At 34.1% G+C, this 15,451-nt stretch carries 18 protein-coding genes; 6 read left to right on the forward strand and 12 right to left on the reverse strand.

Features of this window, described 5'->3' with window-relative positions:
- Positions 1-10 precede the first annotated feature (10 nt).
- From AC0L0O_RS14775 to AC0L0O_RS14790, 4 genes are read right to left on the reverse strand one after another with little or no spacing between them, the layout of a single operon-like run.
- Positions 11-379, reverse strand: a complete 369-nt coding sequence (locus AC0L0O_RS14775) for a cupin domain-containing protein (protein WP_071729970.1) — start codon at positions 377-379, stop codon at positions 11-13.
- A gap of 12 nt (positions 380-391) precedes the next feature.
- A complete protein-coding gene (locus AC0L0O_RS14780) occupies positions 392-877 on the reverse strand; it encodes a GNAT family N-acetyltransferase (RefSeq protein WP_000222826.1) in 486 nt (161 codons plus the stop codon).
- A complete protein-coding gene (locus tag AC0L0O_RS14785; protein WP_072181009.1) occupies positions 874-1,434 on the reverse strand; it encodes a 2'-5' RNA ligase family protein in 561 nt (186 codons plus the stop codon). The genes AC0L0O_RS14780 and AC0L0O_RS14785 overlap by 4 nt, the downstream gene beginning before the upstream one ends.
- 6 nt (positions 1,435-1,440) lie before the next feature.
- Positions 1,441-2,007: a GNAT family N-acetyltransferase gene (locus tag AC0L0O_RS14790; protein WP_428888686.1), complete on the reverse strand. Its 567-nt coding sequence runs from the start codon at positions 2,005-2,007 to the stop codon at positions 1,441-1,443.
- 136 nt (positions 2,008-2,143) lie between these two features.
- Here AC0L0O_RS14790 and AC0L0O_RS14795 point away from each other — a divergent pair, with 136 nt between their 5' ends.
- Positions 2,144-2,761, forward strand: coding sequence for a DUF1648 domain-containing protein (locus tag AC0L0O_RS14795; protein WP_001065189.1), 618 nt, complete (start codon positions 2,144-2,146; stop codon positions 2,759-2,761).
- Positions 2,762-2,789: 28 nt separating this feature from the next.
- On the opposite strand, the gene AC0L0O_RS14800 is transcribed toward AC0L0O_RS14795, so the two are convergent.
- Complete coding sequence (locus AC0L0O_RS14800; protein ID WP_428888685.1) at positions 2,790-3,917, reverse strand: metallophosphoesterase; 1,128 nt, start codon at positions 3,915-3,917, stop codon at positions 2,790-2,792.
- 147 nt (positions 3,918-4,064) lie between these two features.
- Positions 4,065-4,487 carry a GNAT family N-acetyltransferase gene (locus tag AC0L0O_RS14805; RefSeq protein WP_001021801.1) on the reverse strand — a complete coding sequence of 141 codons (423 nt, stop codon included), beginning with the start codon at positions 4,485-4,487 and terminating at the stop codon, positions 4,065-4,067.
- A 130-nt stretch (positions 4,488-4,617) separates the two neighbouring features.
- Between AC0L0O_RS14805 and pdxR the strand changes: the two genes are divergently transcribed.
- The gene (pdxR, locus tag AC0L0O_RS14810) at positions 4,618-6,018 is read left to right on the forward strand and encodes a MocR-like pyridoxine biosynthesis transcription factor PdxR (RefSeq protein WP_428888684.1); all 1,401 of its coding nucleotides are present in this window, start codon (positions 4,618-4,620) and stop codon (positions 6,016-6,018) included.
- Between the two features lie 45 nt (positions 6,019-6,063).
- On the opposite strand, the gene AC0L0O_RS14815 is transcribed toward pdxR, so the two are convergent.
- Positions 6,064-6,909, reverse strand: a complete 846-nt coding sequence (locus tag AC0L0O_RS14815; protein ID WP_000755132.1) for a YitT family protein — start codon at positions 6,907-6,909, stop codon at positions 6,064-6,066.
- Positions 6,910-7,076: 167 nt separating this feature from the next.
- Entirely contained in the window at positions 7,077-8,285 is a 1,209-nt protein-coding gene (locus AC0L0O_RS14820) for a macrolide family glycosyltransferase (protein WP_428888683.1), read from the reverse strand.
- A gap of 387 nt (positions 8,286-8,672) precedes the next feature.
- On the opposite strand from AC0L0O_RS14820, the gene AC0L0O_RS14825 reads away from it, so the two are divergent.
- From AC0L0O_RS14825 to AC0L0O_RS14835, 3 genes are read left to right on the forward strand one after another with little or no spacing between them, the layout of a single operon-like run.
- A complete protein-coding gene (locus AC0L0O_RS14825; RefSeq protein WP_000941342.1) occupies positions 8,673-9,551 on the forward strand; it encodes a nitrate reductase in 879 nt (292 codons plus the stop codon).
- A 23-nt stretch (positions 9,552-9,574) separates the two neighbouring features.
- The gene (locus tag AC0L0O_RS14830) at positions 9,575-10,462 is read left to right on the forward strand and encodes a GNAT family N-acetyltransferase (protein WP_000405451.1); all 888 of its coding nucleotides are present in this window, start codon (positions 9,575-9,577) and stop codon (positions 10,460-10,462) included.
- Complete coding sequence (locus tag AC0L0O_RS14835; protein ID WP_000038485.1) at positions 10,455-11,168, forward strand: class I SAM-dependent DNA methyltransferase; 714 nt, start codon at positions 10,455-10,457, stop codon at positions 11,166-11,168. The genes AC0L0O_RS14830 and AC0L0O_RS14835 overlap by 8 nt, the downstream gene beginning before the upstream one ends.
- A 20-nt stretch (positions 11,169-11,188) precedes the next feature.
- Here AC0L0O_RS14835 and alr read toward each other — a convergent pair whose 3' ends face one another.
- Positions 11,189-12,364 (reverse strand): alanine racemase, encoded by a 1,176-nt coding sequence (alr, locus tag AC0L0O_RS14840; RefSeq protein ID WP_098638198.1) that lies wholly within the window; start codon positions 12,362-12,364, stop codon positions 11,189-11,191.
- Between the two features lie 171 nt (positions 12,365-12,535).
- On the opposite strand from alr, the gene AC0L0O_RS14845 reads away from it, so the two are divergent.
- On the forward strand, positions 12,536-12,997 hold the full coding sequence (locus AC0L0O_RS14845) for a DinB family protein (protein WP_428888682.1): 462 nt from the start codon (positions 12,536-12,538) through the stop codon (positions 12,995-12,997).
- 7 nt (positions 12,998-13,004) lie between these two features.
- Here AC0L0O_RS14845 and AC0L0O_RS14850 read toward each other — a convergent pair whose 3' ends face one another.
- From AC0L0O_RS14850 to AC0L0O_RS14860, 3 genes are all read right to left on the reverse strand, one after another.
- Positions 13,005-13,781 carry a Cof-type HAD-IIB family hydrolase gene (locus AC0L0O_RS14850; RefSeq protein WP_428888681.1) on the reverse strand — a complete coding sequence of 259 codons (777 nt, stop codon included), beginning with the start codon at positions 13,779-13,781 and terminating at the stop codon, positions 13,005-13,007.
- A 6-nt stretch (positions 13,782-13,787) separates the two neighbouring features.
- The gene (locus AC0L0O_RS14855; RefSeq protein ID WP_001166467.1) at positions 13,788-14,378 is read right to left on the reverse strand and encodes a histidine phosphatase family protein; all 591 of its coding nucleotides are present in this window, start codon (positions 14,376-14,378) and stop codon (positions 13,788-13,790) included.
- A 106-nt stretch (positions 14,379-14,484) separates the two neighbouring features.
- The gene (locus tag AC0L0O_RS14860; RefSeq protein ID WP_000226262.1) at positions 14,485-15,450 is read right to left on the reverse strand and encodes an SPFH domain-containing protein; all 966 of its coding nucleotides are present in this window, start codon (positions 15,448-15,450) and stop codon (positions 14,485-14,487) included.
- Position 15,451: the final 1 nt, after the last annotated feature.

The raw sequence follows: 15,451 nt of genomic DNA on the forward strand, positions 1-15,451 counted from the left end.
CTTACACACCTTAATCATCAAACTTTCCTACTTCTTTCATTAAAATTCCTTTTTCTAGTTCCTCCGACTCAATCACAATTGCCATCAATCCCTTTTCTGTACTCGTTTCATGAAATTCACCCTTCTCCCAAAACACAGCTTGTCCCGCTTCCACCTTCACTTTTTCTTTATTTGCCCCGCATACATATCCTGTTCCGTCCACAATAAGAAGCAGTTGCGATACAACTGCTTCATGATATCCAATTATTCCATTCTCTTTTAAATGCATAGCCCCGATATGTATATTCCCTTGATGGTTTACTATTTTCGACATTATGAAATTAGATTGAAATGCTGTAATTTGCTTTCCTACTTTTTCACTAAAATCAAAGATTTTCACTTCTAGTCCTCCTTATATGTATAAAACCATCCTTACTGTCTGCATCATATGTCCTTCAAAATCTTCTTCAAATTCCTCTAATTGTGCAAAACCTTTCGCTTCATAAAAACGTTTTCCTTTTTCATTCGCTGCTTCTACATGAATGTATAGTTTCCGAATTCCTTTTAATACTGTTAACCCTTTTTGTAATAAAGCACTTCCTATCCCTTTCCCTTGTTGATCTGGTAACAAATAAATCGCACCTAATTCTGCTTCGTTTTGCAGTCTAACAGGTGAAAAATTTGCAAAGCCAATTACTTCTCCCTCTTCTTCTGCAACGAATAAATGTGTATTCTCAAGACGATATTTCATTTTTTCTTCAGAATAAGCCTCGTCTAAAAAACTGTCTTGAATCTCTCTCGGAATAATGCCTTCGTATGTATCATGCCAAGCTATTTTCGCTACTGATTGTACAGCATGAATATCTTCTTGCTTCATTTCTCTAATTACATATGTCATCTCGATGTCTCCATTCTCTTTACATTATATTCTGCTAATATACTAGAAGAAATGGCAGAACCATTTTCATAATCCACCTTAATTAATTTTAATTTTTCAATTGAAGCTATTGCAAAATCAAATTTTTCATAAATATATTCCATTACGCTTAAAAACTGATTTGTATGTAACCTATTTACAATCGTACAATGCGGAACCCACTTTCCCGGTACGTAATATGAATTTGGGTTGTCATGAAAATTGTTAAAATAATCATGATAAGAATGATGAAATTTTAACAATTCATCAGTAACAGTCGGTGCTAGAAAGACTGTTCCGTTAGTAGGAAAAACTCCAACAGAAGGAAAGGTTACTAGTTCCATATTTTCTTGCATAGCTACAAACTCCCCTAATTTCTCCTTATACAAATGAACATTTAACTCATTATAATCAGCTAACGTAATATGAGGTTCTGCTCCGGCTAATTGATTTGTGCCAATGATATTTGTTAATTCATTTTGCAATTCTGTAATTTTATTAGTAAATACACGATCAAATGTAGCAATAATAACGTACATATCCCTTCACCCCTTTGTTACACATAGTGCCTCCCATTCTTCACGAATCATTCCCATTCGAATAGAGTCATAGTACGTTCCGTTATAATAACGGCATTTTCGCATTCTACCTTCTAAGCTCATTCCTATTTTCTCCGCTACTTTCATCATTCGTTCATTACCAGACCAAGTCGTGAGCCCTACTCTACCAATCTCCATCTTTTCAAATAGTAAATCCCGATATAACGTTAACGCTTCTGTACCGTAGCCGCCATTCCAGTAAGCCGGATTATAAATGACAATTCCCATCTCCAACCAACGCGTCGGTTTATACTCCCAATAAAATCCGACCGTCCCTATAACTTGACCGTTATTTTCTATAATTAAATTAGATAGCGGTTCTTTTTTTAAACGAGTTTGCATCTTTTCCTTATAGACTGAGTATTCTTGCATCGAAAACGAAAAATATGGTGCATCCCATTTTTTCCATTCTGGATTTTCTTCTTTAAACACGAGATTCCATAATGTTTTTATATCTGATTCTTCAATTGTACGAATTGTTACTTTATCCCCTTTTATGATTACGTTTTTCATAATTTCCTCCTACACTCCTCTTTATTTCATATATAATTATAATATTTTTTCTGAAAAATCAAAACAGATATCGTTTATTATATTGTATAATTTTGTTATAAGATAACAATTATGCATGTAGAAAGCTGGTGATTCAATGAATAATCGATTTAGTATTACTTTATTTCTCACTATTGTTACGACAAATATTATTCTCTATTTCTTCTTACCATCAAATATTGTTACGAAATGGGACTTCAATGGAACGCCTACATCAACAATGGATAAAGGCACTTTTGTTATCGTAAATATAATTATATGTTCCTTCGTATTCTTTTTATTTTTAGCTTTATCTAAAGCAGCGAGTAACCAGAAATTTCTCCATTTGATTAGCAACGCAATGTTACTATTCTTATTTTTTGTTGATATTGTCATTGCCCTTATCGCTCTTGGCTTTTCACTTCCTCTTGATCATTTCATATTTTTAACATTAGGGCTTTTATTTATACTAATAGGCTATTTCAGTTCCAAAATTGATACGACTAAATCAACCGTTTCATTGGAATGGAATGATAAGCACCTTGAAAAAAGAGCTTCAAATATTTGTAGTATTTCAATGATGATAGCAGGTATTTTCCTAGCGGGGCTTCCATTTATCGTTTCTGCTCCATATAGAGGTTATGCTATACTAACAATTATTTTAGGAATGACGCTTGTCATTTTACCGAGTACGATTTATTTACTTATTAAAGATAGCAAGCAATCTACTTCTTAAAAAAATAGGAGGTTACATCCCTCCTATTTCAGCTAAATATTTTCTTTTTCGTCTTTTCTATCTCAACTAAAATCCCTTTCTCTATCCAGCCTTCTACTCCATCTTTTTTAATTAAATCATATCCTGAGCAGCTACCATCAATGAAAGAAACAATATCCCCTTTTTTTACGCTTATTTGCGCACAAGATATATCCGTTTTCACTGTGTATTCACCTGAATCAAGTTGCCTAATATATTCATCTTTCACATAAAGTAATATATTCGTTTCCTTTTGCCTGCATATTGTGTAATCTTGCTTCTTCTCCATAGGCTCTATGTAATAATGTGGATAGGTAACCCCGCCCTGCATTGTTGCATCGGCATGAAAATCTGCTATTACTTCATATTCTGGAAAATAGTCTACATATGTATAAGAAAACTTATCACTTGCACTTGTCCTCTGAATGATAAATGCATTTAATTGTCCTGCCTCTTTAATCGTATTTCCGCCGTCAATTGCAATAATCTTTTTTTCCTTATCAATAACAGGATTGTTAGATGGTGCCTTCTCTGAATAGTTTACAACAGGCCAATGACCGACAACTACATACTTATTTGCTTTATGTGATTGATTGAAAAACTCCGGCATTGCTATCGCATTTTTTCGTTCTGTCTCTTTCCAATCTTCTCTATCTTCAAGTCCAGCATGTACAAAGATATAATCCTCCGTTTCAATCGCTGTTGGTAATTCTATTAGCCACTTTATTTCTTTTGAGAAATGGCTCATTAATTTTGTTTTCAATTCACGGATATCACTTTCTTTATGAACGTTAATATTCAATTGCGCTAGCCATTCATTAAAAATTGTATTTTTTCGCGTACACAAATAATTTATTAGAGCATGATTTTCATTTACAAGTGCTTCAACTACAACTTCACAATTCCCTTCTATTACATACACATTTGGCTTACTAACTACTAGATCCATCACATAGTTTACGACGCCAATACTATCTCTCCCTTTCTCACAAAGATCACCATTAATAATTAAATAATCTTCATCTTTAAAATTAACTTTATGTAGTAATTCCTTAAAAAGATCTAATTCTCCATGAATATCAGAAATAATAATGACTCTTACATCATTTGGTATAGATAATTCCTTTATTTTTTTCAAGTTTAAACGCTCCTAACATTCTCTGAATTCAATATTCCGTTGTTAATCTCTAACATTCGACAAATTATATTACTAAACCTGTCCCTAACCCAAATCTGAAAAAGAAAATAGGTTCCATATACTTTTACATACGGAACCTACTTAATATTATAACGCTTTATAAAAAGAATAGCTTACCTTATCAAAACCCTCTCTTTCATAAAAACGATGTGCATCAATTCTTGGAAATGCAGATGTAAGTACGATAGAACTGCACCCTTCTTCTTTCCCCCATTTTTCTACATATGACAGCAGAACATTACCATACCCTTTTGATCTGTGAGCTTCCGCGGTTACAAGGTCATACACAAAAACATGTTTCTCATTATAAAAATTCGTACAAATCGCTACACCAGCTAGACTAACAACTTCATTCTCTTCGTTACGCAGCGAAAATAGTTTATAATTTTCTTCTTTCATTTTTTGAAATAAAGAACTTGCTTCTTCTCTTGAAAGTTTTGTTCGCAATTGCTGTAATACAGGAAATACATCGTGTAAATCAGCTTCTGTTACTACTGCTTTAATATTCATTATGATTCTCCCCTTACTATTTATAAAATTTTCTAAATGTTATATCATTATTATAGAAAGTAACTGCCCTTAACTTAAGTGACAGTTCAATTCTTTTTTATAAGGACAGTTTTAAAGGAGCGTTCATAACATGGATTTTACTATCCCATTACAATTACAAAGTAAGAAACCCATTTACTTACAAATTTACGAATATATGAAACGAGAAATCTCTCAAGGATCACTACGTGCTGGTACACGCCTTCCTTCTCATAGAAATTTAGCTATGCAACTTAATGTGAGCCGTATTACAGTTGAATCCGCTTATCAACAATTACAAGCTGAAGGGTATGTAGAAAGCAAACCGAAACGTGGGATTTTTGTTGCGGAAGTTGATATTGATGTCATTCAAAAGAAACAGCAAATTGCGTCAAACATTGCTAACAATAAAGAAAGCGAACAATATGATTATGATTGTAGTCAAGGACTTATTGATCAAAAGTCTTTTCCGATAACAAACTGGAAAAGAGCATTACACGAAACTTTATTTCAGTATGAAAATGAATTATTTGCTAAAGAAGATCCACAAGGTGAGCTCGTACTACGAGAACATATTTCAAAGTATTTATATCATGCTCGCGGAGTACATTCTTCACCTGATCAAATTATTATCGGAGCGGGTACGCAACCTCTTCTTTGGCTACTACTTCAACTACTTGGTTCAAAAAAAGAATACGGAATCGAAAACCCTGGATTTCACCGTATACCTGCCATAATTCAAAGTTGTGACCTTCCTGTTCACCCGATCCCTTTAGATGGTAAAGGGATTCATATTTCTGCTTTACGTGAATCTGGTTCCAATGTGGCCTATGTCACTCCATCTCACCAATTCCCACTCGGAATCATTATGCCGTTATCTAGAAGACTCGAGTTATTAAAATGGGCAAATGATTGTAAGGGGTATATTATTGAAGATGATTACGATGGGGAATTCCGCTATATTGGAAAACCTATTCCTTCTTTACAAGGGCTAGATTCAAATGAACGTGTTATTTATATGGGAACTTTTTCGAAGTCTTTTTTACCTTCTTTACGAATGGGATATATCGTTTTACCAGCTCATCTGCTAAAAACCTATAAAGAATTTGGTGGTATGTTTAAACAAACGGTTTCTACAATGCAACAACTTACCTTTGCTACCTTTATTCAAAGTGGTGATTGGGAACGTCATATTAACCGAAGTCGTACATTATATAAAAGAAAACATATTTCTTTAATTAAATCTATTACAAACGAAATGGGAAATAACGTTCATATACTCGGTGAACAATCCGGACTTCATATTGTACTTCACGTTCATAATGGGATGAACGAACGAGAACTTATTCATGCAGCTGCAAAACAACGTATTAAGTTATACCCTCTCTCAACATACGATTCTGTTCATAATGTAAGGGAGGAATCGTATGTATTACTCGGTTTTGGCAGTATTCCAGAGGATTGTATCGAAACTGTTGTCAAATTACTGAAAAAAGCGTGGTTCCCTAAATAAGAATAGCTCCACGCAAGTTATACTTACGTGGAGCTATTTTATGTACTATTTTTCTGATCTCATTGCCCTTCCTGGACGTTTGACACCAGTTGTTTCTGTTGAATAGGAAGCTTCAATAATAGCAGTTGGATCTACAGAGAGAACGAGATCTTTCATTTTCGGATAAATGAAACGGTTTGTAATACAATAAATGATTCTCTTATGTTCTCCTAAAAAACCACCTTCTCCATGTAGATACGTAACGGATAATTGCAATTCTTTCATAAGTAGATCGCCTATTTCTTTATTTTTACCAGAAATAATCATAACGCTCTTTCCTTGATTAATGCCATCTAATATGAAATCAATCATCTTCGTAACAATATAGAAAATTGCTAATGAGAACATCGCTTGTTCAATTGAAAACAAAATGGCAACAAAGATGAAAATAACCGCATTTACAGCAAGTAAAAATGTACTAATCGGCACTTTAAAATGTTTATTCATCCAAACAGCTAACATTTCTGATCCGTCAATTGCTCCGCCCATTTTTACTACAATCCCTACACCAACACCAAATAGAACTCCTCCATAAAGAACAATTAACAATTCAGAAGTTGTAATTGCTGGAAATGGTTTCAAATAAATCAATCCAAGTGTTGTCACAACATTTGCATAGGATGTACGGATAAAGAACTTCTTTCCCATTACTTTTGCAGTAAATAATAAAATCGGGATATTAATTCCTAAGAACACTCCATAAAGCGGCAATCCTGCAACTTTATTCGCCATAATAGCAATGGCTGTTACCCCGCCATCTACTAATCCATTAGGCGCTAAAATAAGCTCTAATGAACCTGCTACAATAATTGAGCCAATTGTTAATAATACGTATTCAAATACTTTCTTCATTCATTACCCCCAAAACTTATATATTTTCTTAGTATTATTTTAACGTAATTTTACTACTAATACAAAGATATCAGTTTATATACACAAAAGTTTCACCATTATAGTGATTTTTATGTAATTTTTTATTGAAGCACACTTACGCATTGTAGTAAGTGTGCCTCAAACATTTATTTAAGTTTCAAGTACGAATTCATTTTCATTTTAAATATTTCATCAACTGCCCTTTTATATCCACCAGCATTTCGAAGTGACTCTCCAACTTTACGACTATTTTCCTTAAACGTTACATCATACATTACTTCCTTTACAGTCTCACGTAACAATTCAGAAGTTAATTCTTTACGATTAAGCCTTATTCCTGCCCCTACTTCATTCACTCGTTTCGCAACTAAAGGCTGATCTCCTGTTACCGGAATTACAACTAACGGGACACCGTAATATAGTGCTTCACTCGAACTATTCATACCACCGTGTGTCACGAATACATCAGCATGCTGTAATACTTCTAATTGTGGCACATAATTATACAACTTAAAGTTATTCGGAATGTTTTCAAACTGACTTATATTTATCTTCTTACCAACAGCTAATATGACTGTCGCTTCTCCCCCTTTAAACGCTTCAAAACATTTTTCATATAACTCAGGTTGTTCATTAAAAACTGTTCCCATAGAAATAAAAATCAATTTTTCACCTTTTAAATCTTCCATAGGAAAGCTACCTACTTCTTTTCGAGTAGCAATTGATGGACCGACAAACTTATACGATTCATCGAATACATCTGAACGTGGTTGATATTCCTTTGAAGTGTATACGATGGTAATATCACCAGGGTGATTCATAATATCGTACATACTATTACATTTCATTCCATACTGTCTATTCCATTTTTCCATTCCCGCTAAACAAGATTGATATAACGGATTCGTTTCATCTACTTGTCTCGATTCTTGTTCATCGTTAAAAGTAATGTACTGATTAAAAGCAAACGTTGTACAAGACGAAATGCTAGGTAATTGTAAAACATTCGCTATAATACGTCCTACTGGAAAATGATTATCGTATAGTAAGTAATCGTACTGTTCTCCTTTTGTTTCTTCTACAATTTGAGTAACAATACGCTCTGATGCTTCAATCATATGAGATAGCATCGTCAAAGGACTCCCACCTTCATTTACTCGTTCCATAATATTAATTTGGGAGAGAAAATTTTCAAACTCTCGGAATTCTGCACCTGTTGCCTCAATCTTCTTTCTATAATCTTCAATACAATACGAAACAACTGTTTCCCCTCGCCGAATTAACTCACTTATAATAGCTAAAGTCGGATTTATATGACCTTCTCCAGGGAAATTTATTACGAGTACATTTGCCATCATTTTCTCTCCTATCTAATATAATTAATAATTAATTATATTAATTAATTTAAAACTATTATAAAGGAATCTATTCTACTTTTTCATATTTTTCTCTTCATTTTATTATTGAGAAATATTTTTCATAACCTACGTTATACTCCTATTGAAAGTGAGCTTAACTCTTCATTTACTGAAAAATATGAGATTTATATTTGGGTATTTTTACAGATTTATCATCAGAAACATTATTTTGATAATTCATACAAAAGTAGAAAAATATAATTTTCACACTGATTTCTCACCGTAAATTTATTTAAGTTCTATGTTGCCCCTATCATTATCCACTTCGTATACATTCTGTTATATAATGAGTTTATCGAATTTACAGAAAAAAGGAGTGACTTCATGCTACAACAACTATTCGCTTCACCTATTTTATCTATTCAAACTTTACACCCAGGTTATGAAGAACATGCAAGCGATGTGTTTCTTGTTAAAACAGCATTTGAAGAAGTTATTGTTCGTTCCTCAAAAATGAATGAAGAGCCAAATAATGATTTTTGGTGGGGATGTAAAAACCTATTCGGAATTGATCCAAGAAACGTCCATCATTTAGAACTTATACACGAATTATTGAAAAAGCATACTAACTTGCCCATCCCCACTATTTTGCAAAAACATGTTTTAAATGGCCGAAAGTTTGTTAGTGTCGAAAAACTAACAGGAAATACGCTGCAATCCTTTATCGGACAATCTGATTCAATTTTATTCAGCCTTGGAAAAGGACTAGCAGAAATTCATTCGTTTCAAGCAGCGTTTATAGGAAACCCATCAGGTACTTTCCAAGTTCCACTAGAAGAATTTAAGTCTCACATATTAAAAGTCAGTAAAGAACTTGTAAATAGGTTTTATTCCGATAATGCGAGCATCCGTAACGCATTTCCTACTTTTGAACAACAACTTTCTTCCTTACCGGTACCAAAGGAGGCAACGCTCGTTTTAATTGATATGGACCCTACTCAGTTTTTATCAGATGGTACAACTATTACAGGTTTAGTAGATACAGAAGCTTACGCAGTTGCTCCTCGAGAGTTTGAGTTTATCGGACTAGAATATGTACTTACCGAAAAAGAAGCTCATGCTTTTAAAAGTGGTTACGAAACAATTATGCCTATTCCTCAACTTGAAAAGTGTAGACAGCCTTACCGTTATTTATACCGACTGTTGTCTGTTCAAGGGAGTGTGGAATTAGAAAAGTGGCTAAGGCATCCATCCTATTTTTAAATACGAATGTGAGGGGTTATGAAATGGAAATTCAGAAAAAGTGGTCTTTAACAGAATGTGAAATACAGCAAATGAAGGATTTAGCTCATATTTGCGGGCAACACGATCGAATTGATTATTCGTCAGATTTACATATAAACTTTTTAACTGCCCGTAATAAAGAAGAGATAAATGATTTTCTATTTTATGACGATACAAAATTAGTCGGTGCATTAAGTATGTATGACTTTGAAAGACCTACTAAACTTGAGTTAATAGGCTTTGTTCACCCGAACTATAGGAAACAACGTATAGGTACTACTCTTTTACAAACCGCAATGAAAGAAATACGATTAAGAGGGGCAGACGAAGCTCTTCTTATTATGAATGGGGAGTCTGCTTCTGGGAAAGAATTTGCAATACATATGGAGCTGCCTTATTTACATAGTGAATATAGTATGGAGTTCAAAGGAAAAGAAGTTCAAAAAACGACGAAGAATGCTATACAGCTTACTCTTGCATCTTCAAAATCACTTCTTGATCTTATTGAGCTTTCTAGTAAAGCGTTTGGAGATTCAGTAGAAAATACCGCTACATGGTTACAAAAGATGATGAATTCATCTTCCCATCAAGTTTACAGCGTCCTTATCAATGAAAAAGTGATAGGAACAATTACAGTTTCTAAAGAAGACCAATCTACTACACTATCAGGATTCGCCGTTCACCCTTCTTATCAAGGGCAAGGATACGGTAAAGATATTCTTACGTCCATGATACATACCCTTATTACAAAAGGAGTTTCAACAATTAAATTAGACGTCGAAACGAAAAATAACAATGCTTTAAAACTATATACACAATGTGGTTTTGAAATGAAAGCGAAGCATGACTATTATAATGTAATGAATTCCGGGGTGAATACATATGTCTAAAAAGCTAATTTATTCTGATTATGATATTTTCGCATCCATTTATAATAAGCATTGGGGGCATTATGCTGAACACGCTTATCTACTTTTGGAAAAACTCGTTTTACAATATGCACCACCACATTCTCATATTTTAGATCTTTGCTGTGGGACTGGTCACCTTACTAAGAAATTAATTGATAATCATTTTGTGGTAACTGGTATAGATGGTTCTGCTCAAATGATTGAATACGCACGTCAAAACGCTCCAGACGCAGCCTTTATCGTAGATGATGCTCGCTATTTCAACATAAATGAGCAATTTCAATATGTTATCTCTACTGGCGATAGCTTAAACCATATTTTAAAATTAGATGAATTAAAAAGTGTTTTTCGTAATGTTTATTCCGTATTACATAGCGAAGGTACATTCGTATTTGATATGAATACGGAAAAAGGCTTTCTTGAAAATTGGACTGCTTCGTTTCATATTTCAGCAGACGAATATGTTTGTACGATTGATTCTACATATGATAGTGAAAATAAAAAAGCAGAAATGAACTTTATACTATTTCAGCATGACATAGATAATAATTGGACAAGAAGTGACTTTTCATTTGAAGAAGCTTGTTATTCCAATGAAGAAATAATTTCTTCGCTAGAATCCGTAGGTTTTAAGGACATTCAATCACACGGTACAAATAGGGCATTTTTTATTTGTCAAAAATAAAAAAACTGAATCATAACGATTCAGTTTTTTCTTAGTATATTTACAATAGCAGTTGTTTCATTATTTTCTTTATACACACGTGGAATTCTTCTATCTAACATACATGTAACTTCATAGTTAATTGTACCTAACATATCCGCTATTTCTTCTACTGCGATGTTTTCTTCGCCTTGTTTACCGTAGAATACTACTTCGTCTCCCACTTGTACTGGCATTGCTTTTGAAACGTCTAACATGAGCTGATCCATACAAACACGGCCAATAACAGGTACTCGAACTCCATTTATTAATGCATGCCCTTTATTAGATAACTGACGATTATAACCATCAGCATAACCAATCGGTACAGTGGCAATCCATTCTTCACCAGTCGTTACATACGTATTCCCATAACTTACACCGCGATTTTTCTTCGCATGCTTAATATGGGCTACTTTTGATTTTAACGACAACGCAGGCTGTAACGAAACAACTGAATGATTTACCTCTTTTGAAGGATACATTCCATAAATTCCGATACCTACACGAACCATATTTTGAAATGTATTGCTAAGTTCCATTGAACCTGCACTATTTGAACTATGAATATATGGAATATGAATTCCTAATTCTTTTGCTGTATTGACAGCTTTCTCAAATAAACTTGTTTGCATATTCGTATATGATTTATCGATTTCATCTGCCGTAGAGTAATGTGTAAACATTCCCACTACCTCTACATACTCCATACGTTTTAATTCCTCTAAAAATGGTTTAACCTCTTCTTCCTGTAAACCAATGCGACTCATTCCTGTATCAATTTTCACCTGAATTTGCGCTTTCTTTTGAAGACGGTTTGCGATTTCATTTATACCTTGTAAATCTTCACTTCTATAAACGGTCATCATAACGTCATATTGAATTGCTTCTTCCGCAGCCGCTACTGATGTATAGCCTAAAATTAAAATCGGCACGTTAATTCCTGCTTCTCTTAACTCTATCGCTTCATCTACAAATGCAACTGCAAGCTGATTTATTCCTGCTTCAATAGCAGCTTTTGCAACTTCAACTGCCCCATGACCATACCCATTCGCTTTTACAGCAGCCATCATTGCAATATTTTCATCATTCACACGTTTTTTAAATTCTTTTACATTATGTTTTACTGCATTTAAGTCAACTTCAACAATTGTATCTCTTCCATATTTCAAACTCATTGGTCTAACTCCTAACTCAATAATTGCATTCCATTCTATTTCACGTTTCATATGACCTTTTACAATATAATACTTTTCAATATGCTAGTCAAACTACTAGAATTTTCGGAATTTTGAGCATGATATAATACCCTCAAGAAACTATTATATACGGAGAAGAGGAGAATTACAATGTTTGTACAATCTGCATTGCATCAACTTAAAGTTGCTATTGATACTTCTATTCAAATGCTGGATCAATATACTGAAAGTGATTTAAAAATAGCTCCGATTCAATCGAAGCGTTCATTATTTGAAATGTGTGCACATCTTTCTCTTATTTGCCATGCTGATTTACTCATTTTAAATGGTAGTACGAAAAAAGAGTTACGTACCTTTTATTTAGAACATACACCAGAAACAATTACATACATGCAACAAATAATGCTTGAAGGATTCACCCTTCTCTCTAAAACATTTCTTTCCTATTCCCGAGAAGAATTAGTGGAAATTAAGACTGCCTATTGGGGCGTTTCTTATTCACGTTTTGAATGGTTGCTTGAAATTGTTGCACACTTTTATCATCATCGTGGACAAATACATATTTTATTATGCGAGCACATTAAAGATCCTAACATACCTTTATTTCAATAAAGGTATGTTAGACGATATGAAACTTTTCTAAGGCAAATAAAATACCACCTTCACTCGCCTTCTTTGTAACAAAATCAGCTCTTGTTTTTAACTCTTCTCCGCCATTCCCCATCGCAATACCTAATCCTACATACTCTAACATCTCAATATCATTTCTACCGTCACCAAAAGCAATGGCTTCTGATTTGCAAATGTTTAGGTGTTCTAATACCTTTTGAATTGCAGTTACCTTCGATACTTTATTATCTTCCAACACATTCATAACGTAACCGTGAAAACGTTCAAACGTAAGTGCTGGATATCTTTCAAGAAATTTTTGAGCTTCTATTTCATCTGCATACAGACATAAACAATAGATTTCTTCTGACAAATCCCTGCTTTTTTCTGGATACTTCTCTAAATGCAACGTCTCGCTAAGCGCTTGCATTACACGTCCATTATCCGCGGCTATTCCGTTCATTGCAAAATCCTCTGTAAAATAAGAAACACCGTGACCATGTAATGCAGCAAACTCTGAGAGATCATGAACAATTTCACTTGAAAGTACTGATTTATGTATAACTGTTTCCCCACACTTGATATGTGCACCATTTGCAGAAATAATTGTATTTATGCCCAGCGCATTAAATTGTGAGCATAAACTATACGGTCTCCCTGTCGTAACAACTACATGAATCCCTTTATCTATTAACCTATGTATCGCTTCTTTTGTACTTTCGTGCATACTTCTATCAATCTCACTTAAAAGTGTACCGTCAACATCGAAAAATACAACTTTGCACATAATTCTCTACATCCCGTGCAAATGATTCGTATCATTAATGAAATGTACCGTTTTTTGTTCACCGTCAATTTCAATTAAGCTTATTCCCGTATCTCCCATTTTAAAATAATAGTCCATTGAAATTGGCATTTTGAAAAACGCACGTAATAGACTATTTATTACACCACCGTGTGCAACAATTGCAATTCGGTCATATGTATTCTCCGTCACGATTTTAGAAAAGATGCCTTCTATTCTCATTCTAAATTCAATAAATGATTCCCCGTTTTCAAAACGATCATGAAGAAACTTTGGCTCGGGATATTTCTTAGCTTCTTCAAATGAAAGACCTGCTTGCACTCCATTATTAAACTCCATTAATTCCTCTTCTAATTGAATTGGGCACCCAATTCCTTCTGCTAACGTTTCACCAGTTTCGCGAGCACGTTTTAATGTACTTGCCCAAATGAAATCTGGCGGAAAATCTGCTTTCACTTTCTGTACAAGTCTTTGCACTTGCTGTCTTCCCTTTTCTGTTAATTCAAAGTCAGCTCGTCCTTCATGTACGTTTAAAATATCAGCTTCTGATTCTCCGTGGCGTATTAGTAGTATTTGCATGTTTCTCCACTCCCCTTTTTAATATCCGAAAAATTCCATTATATCATACTCTGAATTTTCTATAATAAAAAAGAGAAATGGCATCCCATTTCTCTTTTCACTCTTATTATTCTTTTTCTGTATTATTTGAAGGTAGTTTCTTCGCTTGTTTTTCTTTAAAGATTTCTCCAATTGCCCCAAGAGTACCAAGTGTTTCAATTGCATTAGATGGAATAAAGACTTTATTTGCTGGCCCTTTCGCAACTTCAGCTAATGATTCAAATGATTTGTAAGCAAGTATACGCTCATCTAAATTTGCTTCACGAAGTAATTCAATTCGATTTTGTTCTGCTTTCGCAATTTCCTCAATCGCTCTTGCTTCCCCTTGTGCTTCTAATTCTTTTGCTTCTTTAATACCTTCCGCTTCTCGAATACGTGCTTCTTTATCCCCTTCAGCCATCAAGATTTTACTTTGCTTTTCCCCTTCAGCACGAAGGACTTTATCTTGCTTTGCAGCTTCAGCTTCTAATATGATCGCACGTTTATTACGTTCTGCTTTCATTTGTTTTTCCATTGACGCTTGCACATCTTTAGGCGGATTAATATCGACAACTTCAACACGTTCAATGCGAACGCCCCATTTTTCTGTTGCTTCATCAAGCGCTAAGCGAATTTCTGTTGAAATTTTTTCACGACCAGATAACGTTTCATCCAGTTCCATTTTACCAATGATTTGACGCATCGTTGCTGAAGTAATGTTACGAACACCATATTCATAGTTCGAAATACCATATGTCGCAAGTTCAGGCTCAACGACTTGATAGAAAATAATCGTATCAATTTCTACTTGTACATTATCTTTCGTAATTACTTTCTGCGGTGGTACATTCGTTTGCTGAATACGTAAGTCATGATATACACGAACGCGATCTACAATCGGGATTAATAAATTTAATCCTGGCTGCATCACACGCTGAAACTTACCAAATCTTTCAACGACTCCAACTTTTTGCTGTGGAATAATTTTGATTGTCAATGCGATAAATGTAACAACAATTAGTGCGAAAATAATCGTTAGCGTTAATGCTACCATA

Source organism: Bacillus sp. GS3m_15504 (assembly GCF_055825275.1).

What these genes read in the sequence shown, in the direction of transcription:
- AC0L0O_RS14780 (WP_000222826.1), bottom strand. Translation starts at nt 877, where the DNA reads ATGACATATGTAATTAGAGAAATGAAGCAAGAAGATATTCATGCTGTA.
- AC0L0O_RS14785 (WP_072181009.1), bottom strand. Translation starts at nt 1,434, where the DNA reads ATGTACGTTATTATTGCTACATTTGATCGTGTATTTACTAATAAAATT.
- AC0L0O_RS14790 (WP_428888686.1), bottom strand. Translation starts at nt 2,007, where the DNA reads ATGAAAAACGTAATCATAAAAGGGGATAAAGTAACAATTCGTACAATT.
- AC0L0O_RS14795 (WP_001065189.1), top strand. Translation starts at nt 2,144, where the DNA reads ATGAATAATCGATTTAGTATTACTTTATTTCTCACTATTGTTACGACA.
- AC0L0O_RS14805 (WP_001021801.1), bottom strand. Translation starts at nt 4,487, where the DNA reads ATGAATATTAAAGCAGTAGTAACAGAAGCTGATTTACACGATGTATTT.
- pdxR (WP_428888684.1), top strand. Translation starts at nt 4,618, where the DNA reads ATGGATTTTACTATCCCATTACAATTACAAAGTAAGAAACCCATTTAC.
- AC0L0O_RS14815 (WP_000755132.1), bottom strand. Translation starts at nt 6,909, where the DNA reads ATGAAGAAAGTATTTGAATACGTATTATTAACAATTGGCTCAATTATT.
- AC0L0O_RS14820 (WP_428888683.1), bottom strand. Translation starts at nt 8,285, where the DNA reads ATGGCAAATGTACTCGTAATAAATTTCCCTGGAGAAGGTCATATAAAT.
- AC0L0O_RS14825 (WP_000941342.1), top strand. Translation starts at nt 8,673, where the DNA reads ATGCTACAACAACTATTCGCTTCACCTATTTTATCTATTCAAACTTTA.
- AC0L0O_RS14830 (WP_000405451.1), top strand. Translation starts at nt 9,575, where the DNA reads ATGGAAATTCAGAAAAAGTGGTCTTTAACAGAATGTGAAATACAGCAA.
- AC0L0O_RS14835 (WP_000038485.1), top strand. Translation starts at nt 10,455, where the DNA reads ATGTCTAAAAAGCTAATTTATTCTGATTATGATATTTTCGCATCCATT.
- alr (WP_098638198.1), bottom strand. Translation starts at nt 12,364, where the DNA reads ATGAGTTTGAAATATGGAAGAGATACAATTGTTGAAGTTGACTTAAAT.
- AC0L0O_RS14845 (WP_428888682.1), top strand. Translation starts at nt 12,536, where the DNA reads ATGTTTGTACAATCTGCATTGCATCAACTTAAAGTTGCTATTGATACT.
- AC0L0O_RS14850 (WP_428888681.1), bottom strand. Translation starts at nt 13,781, where the DNA reads ATGTGCAAAGTTGTATTTTTCGATGTTGACGGTACACTTTTAAGTGAG.
- AC0L0O_RS14855 (WP_001166467.1), bottom strand. Translation starts at nt 14,378, where the DNA reads ATGCAAATACTACTAATACGCCACGGAGAATCAGAAGCTGATATTTTA.
- AC0L0O_RS14860 (WP_000226262.1), bottom strand. Translation starts at nt 15,450, where the DNA reads ATGGTAGCATTAACGCTAACGATTATTTTCGCACTAATTGTTGTTACA.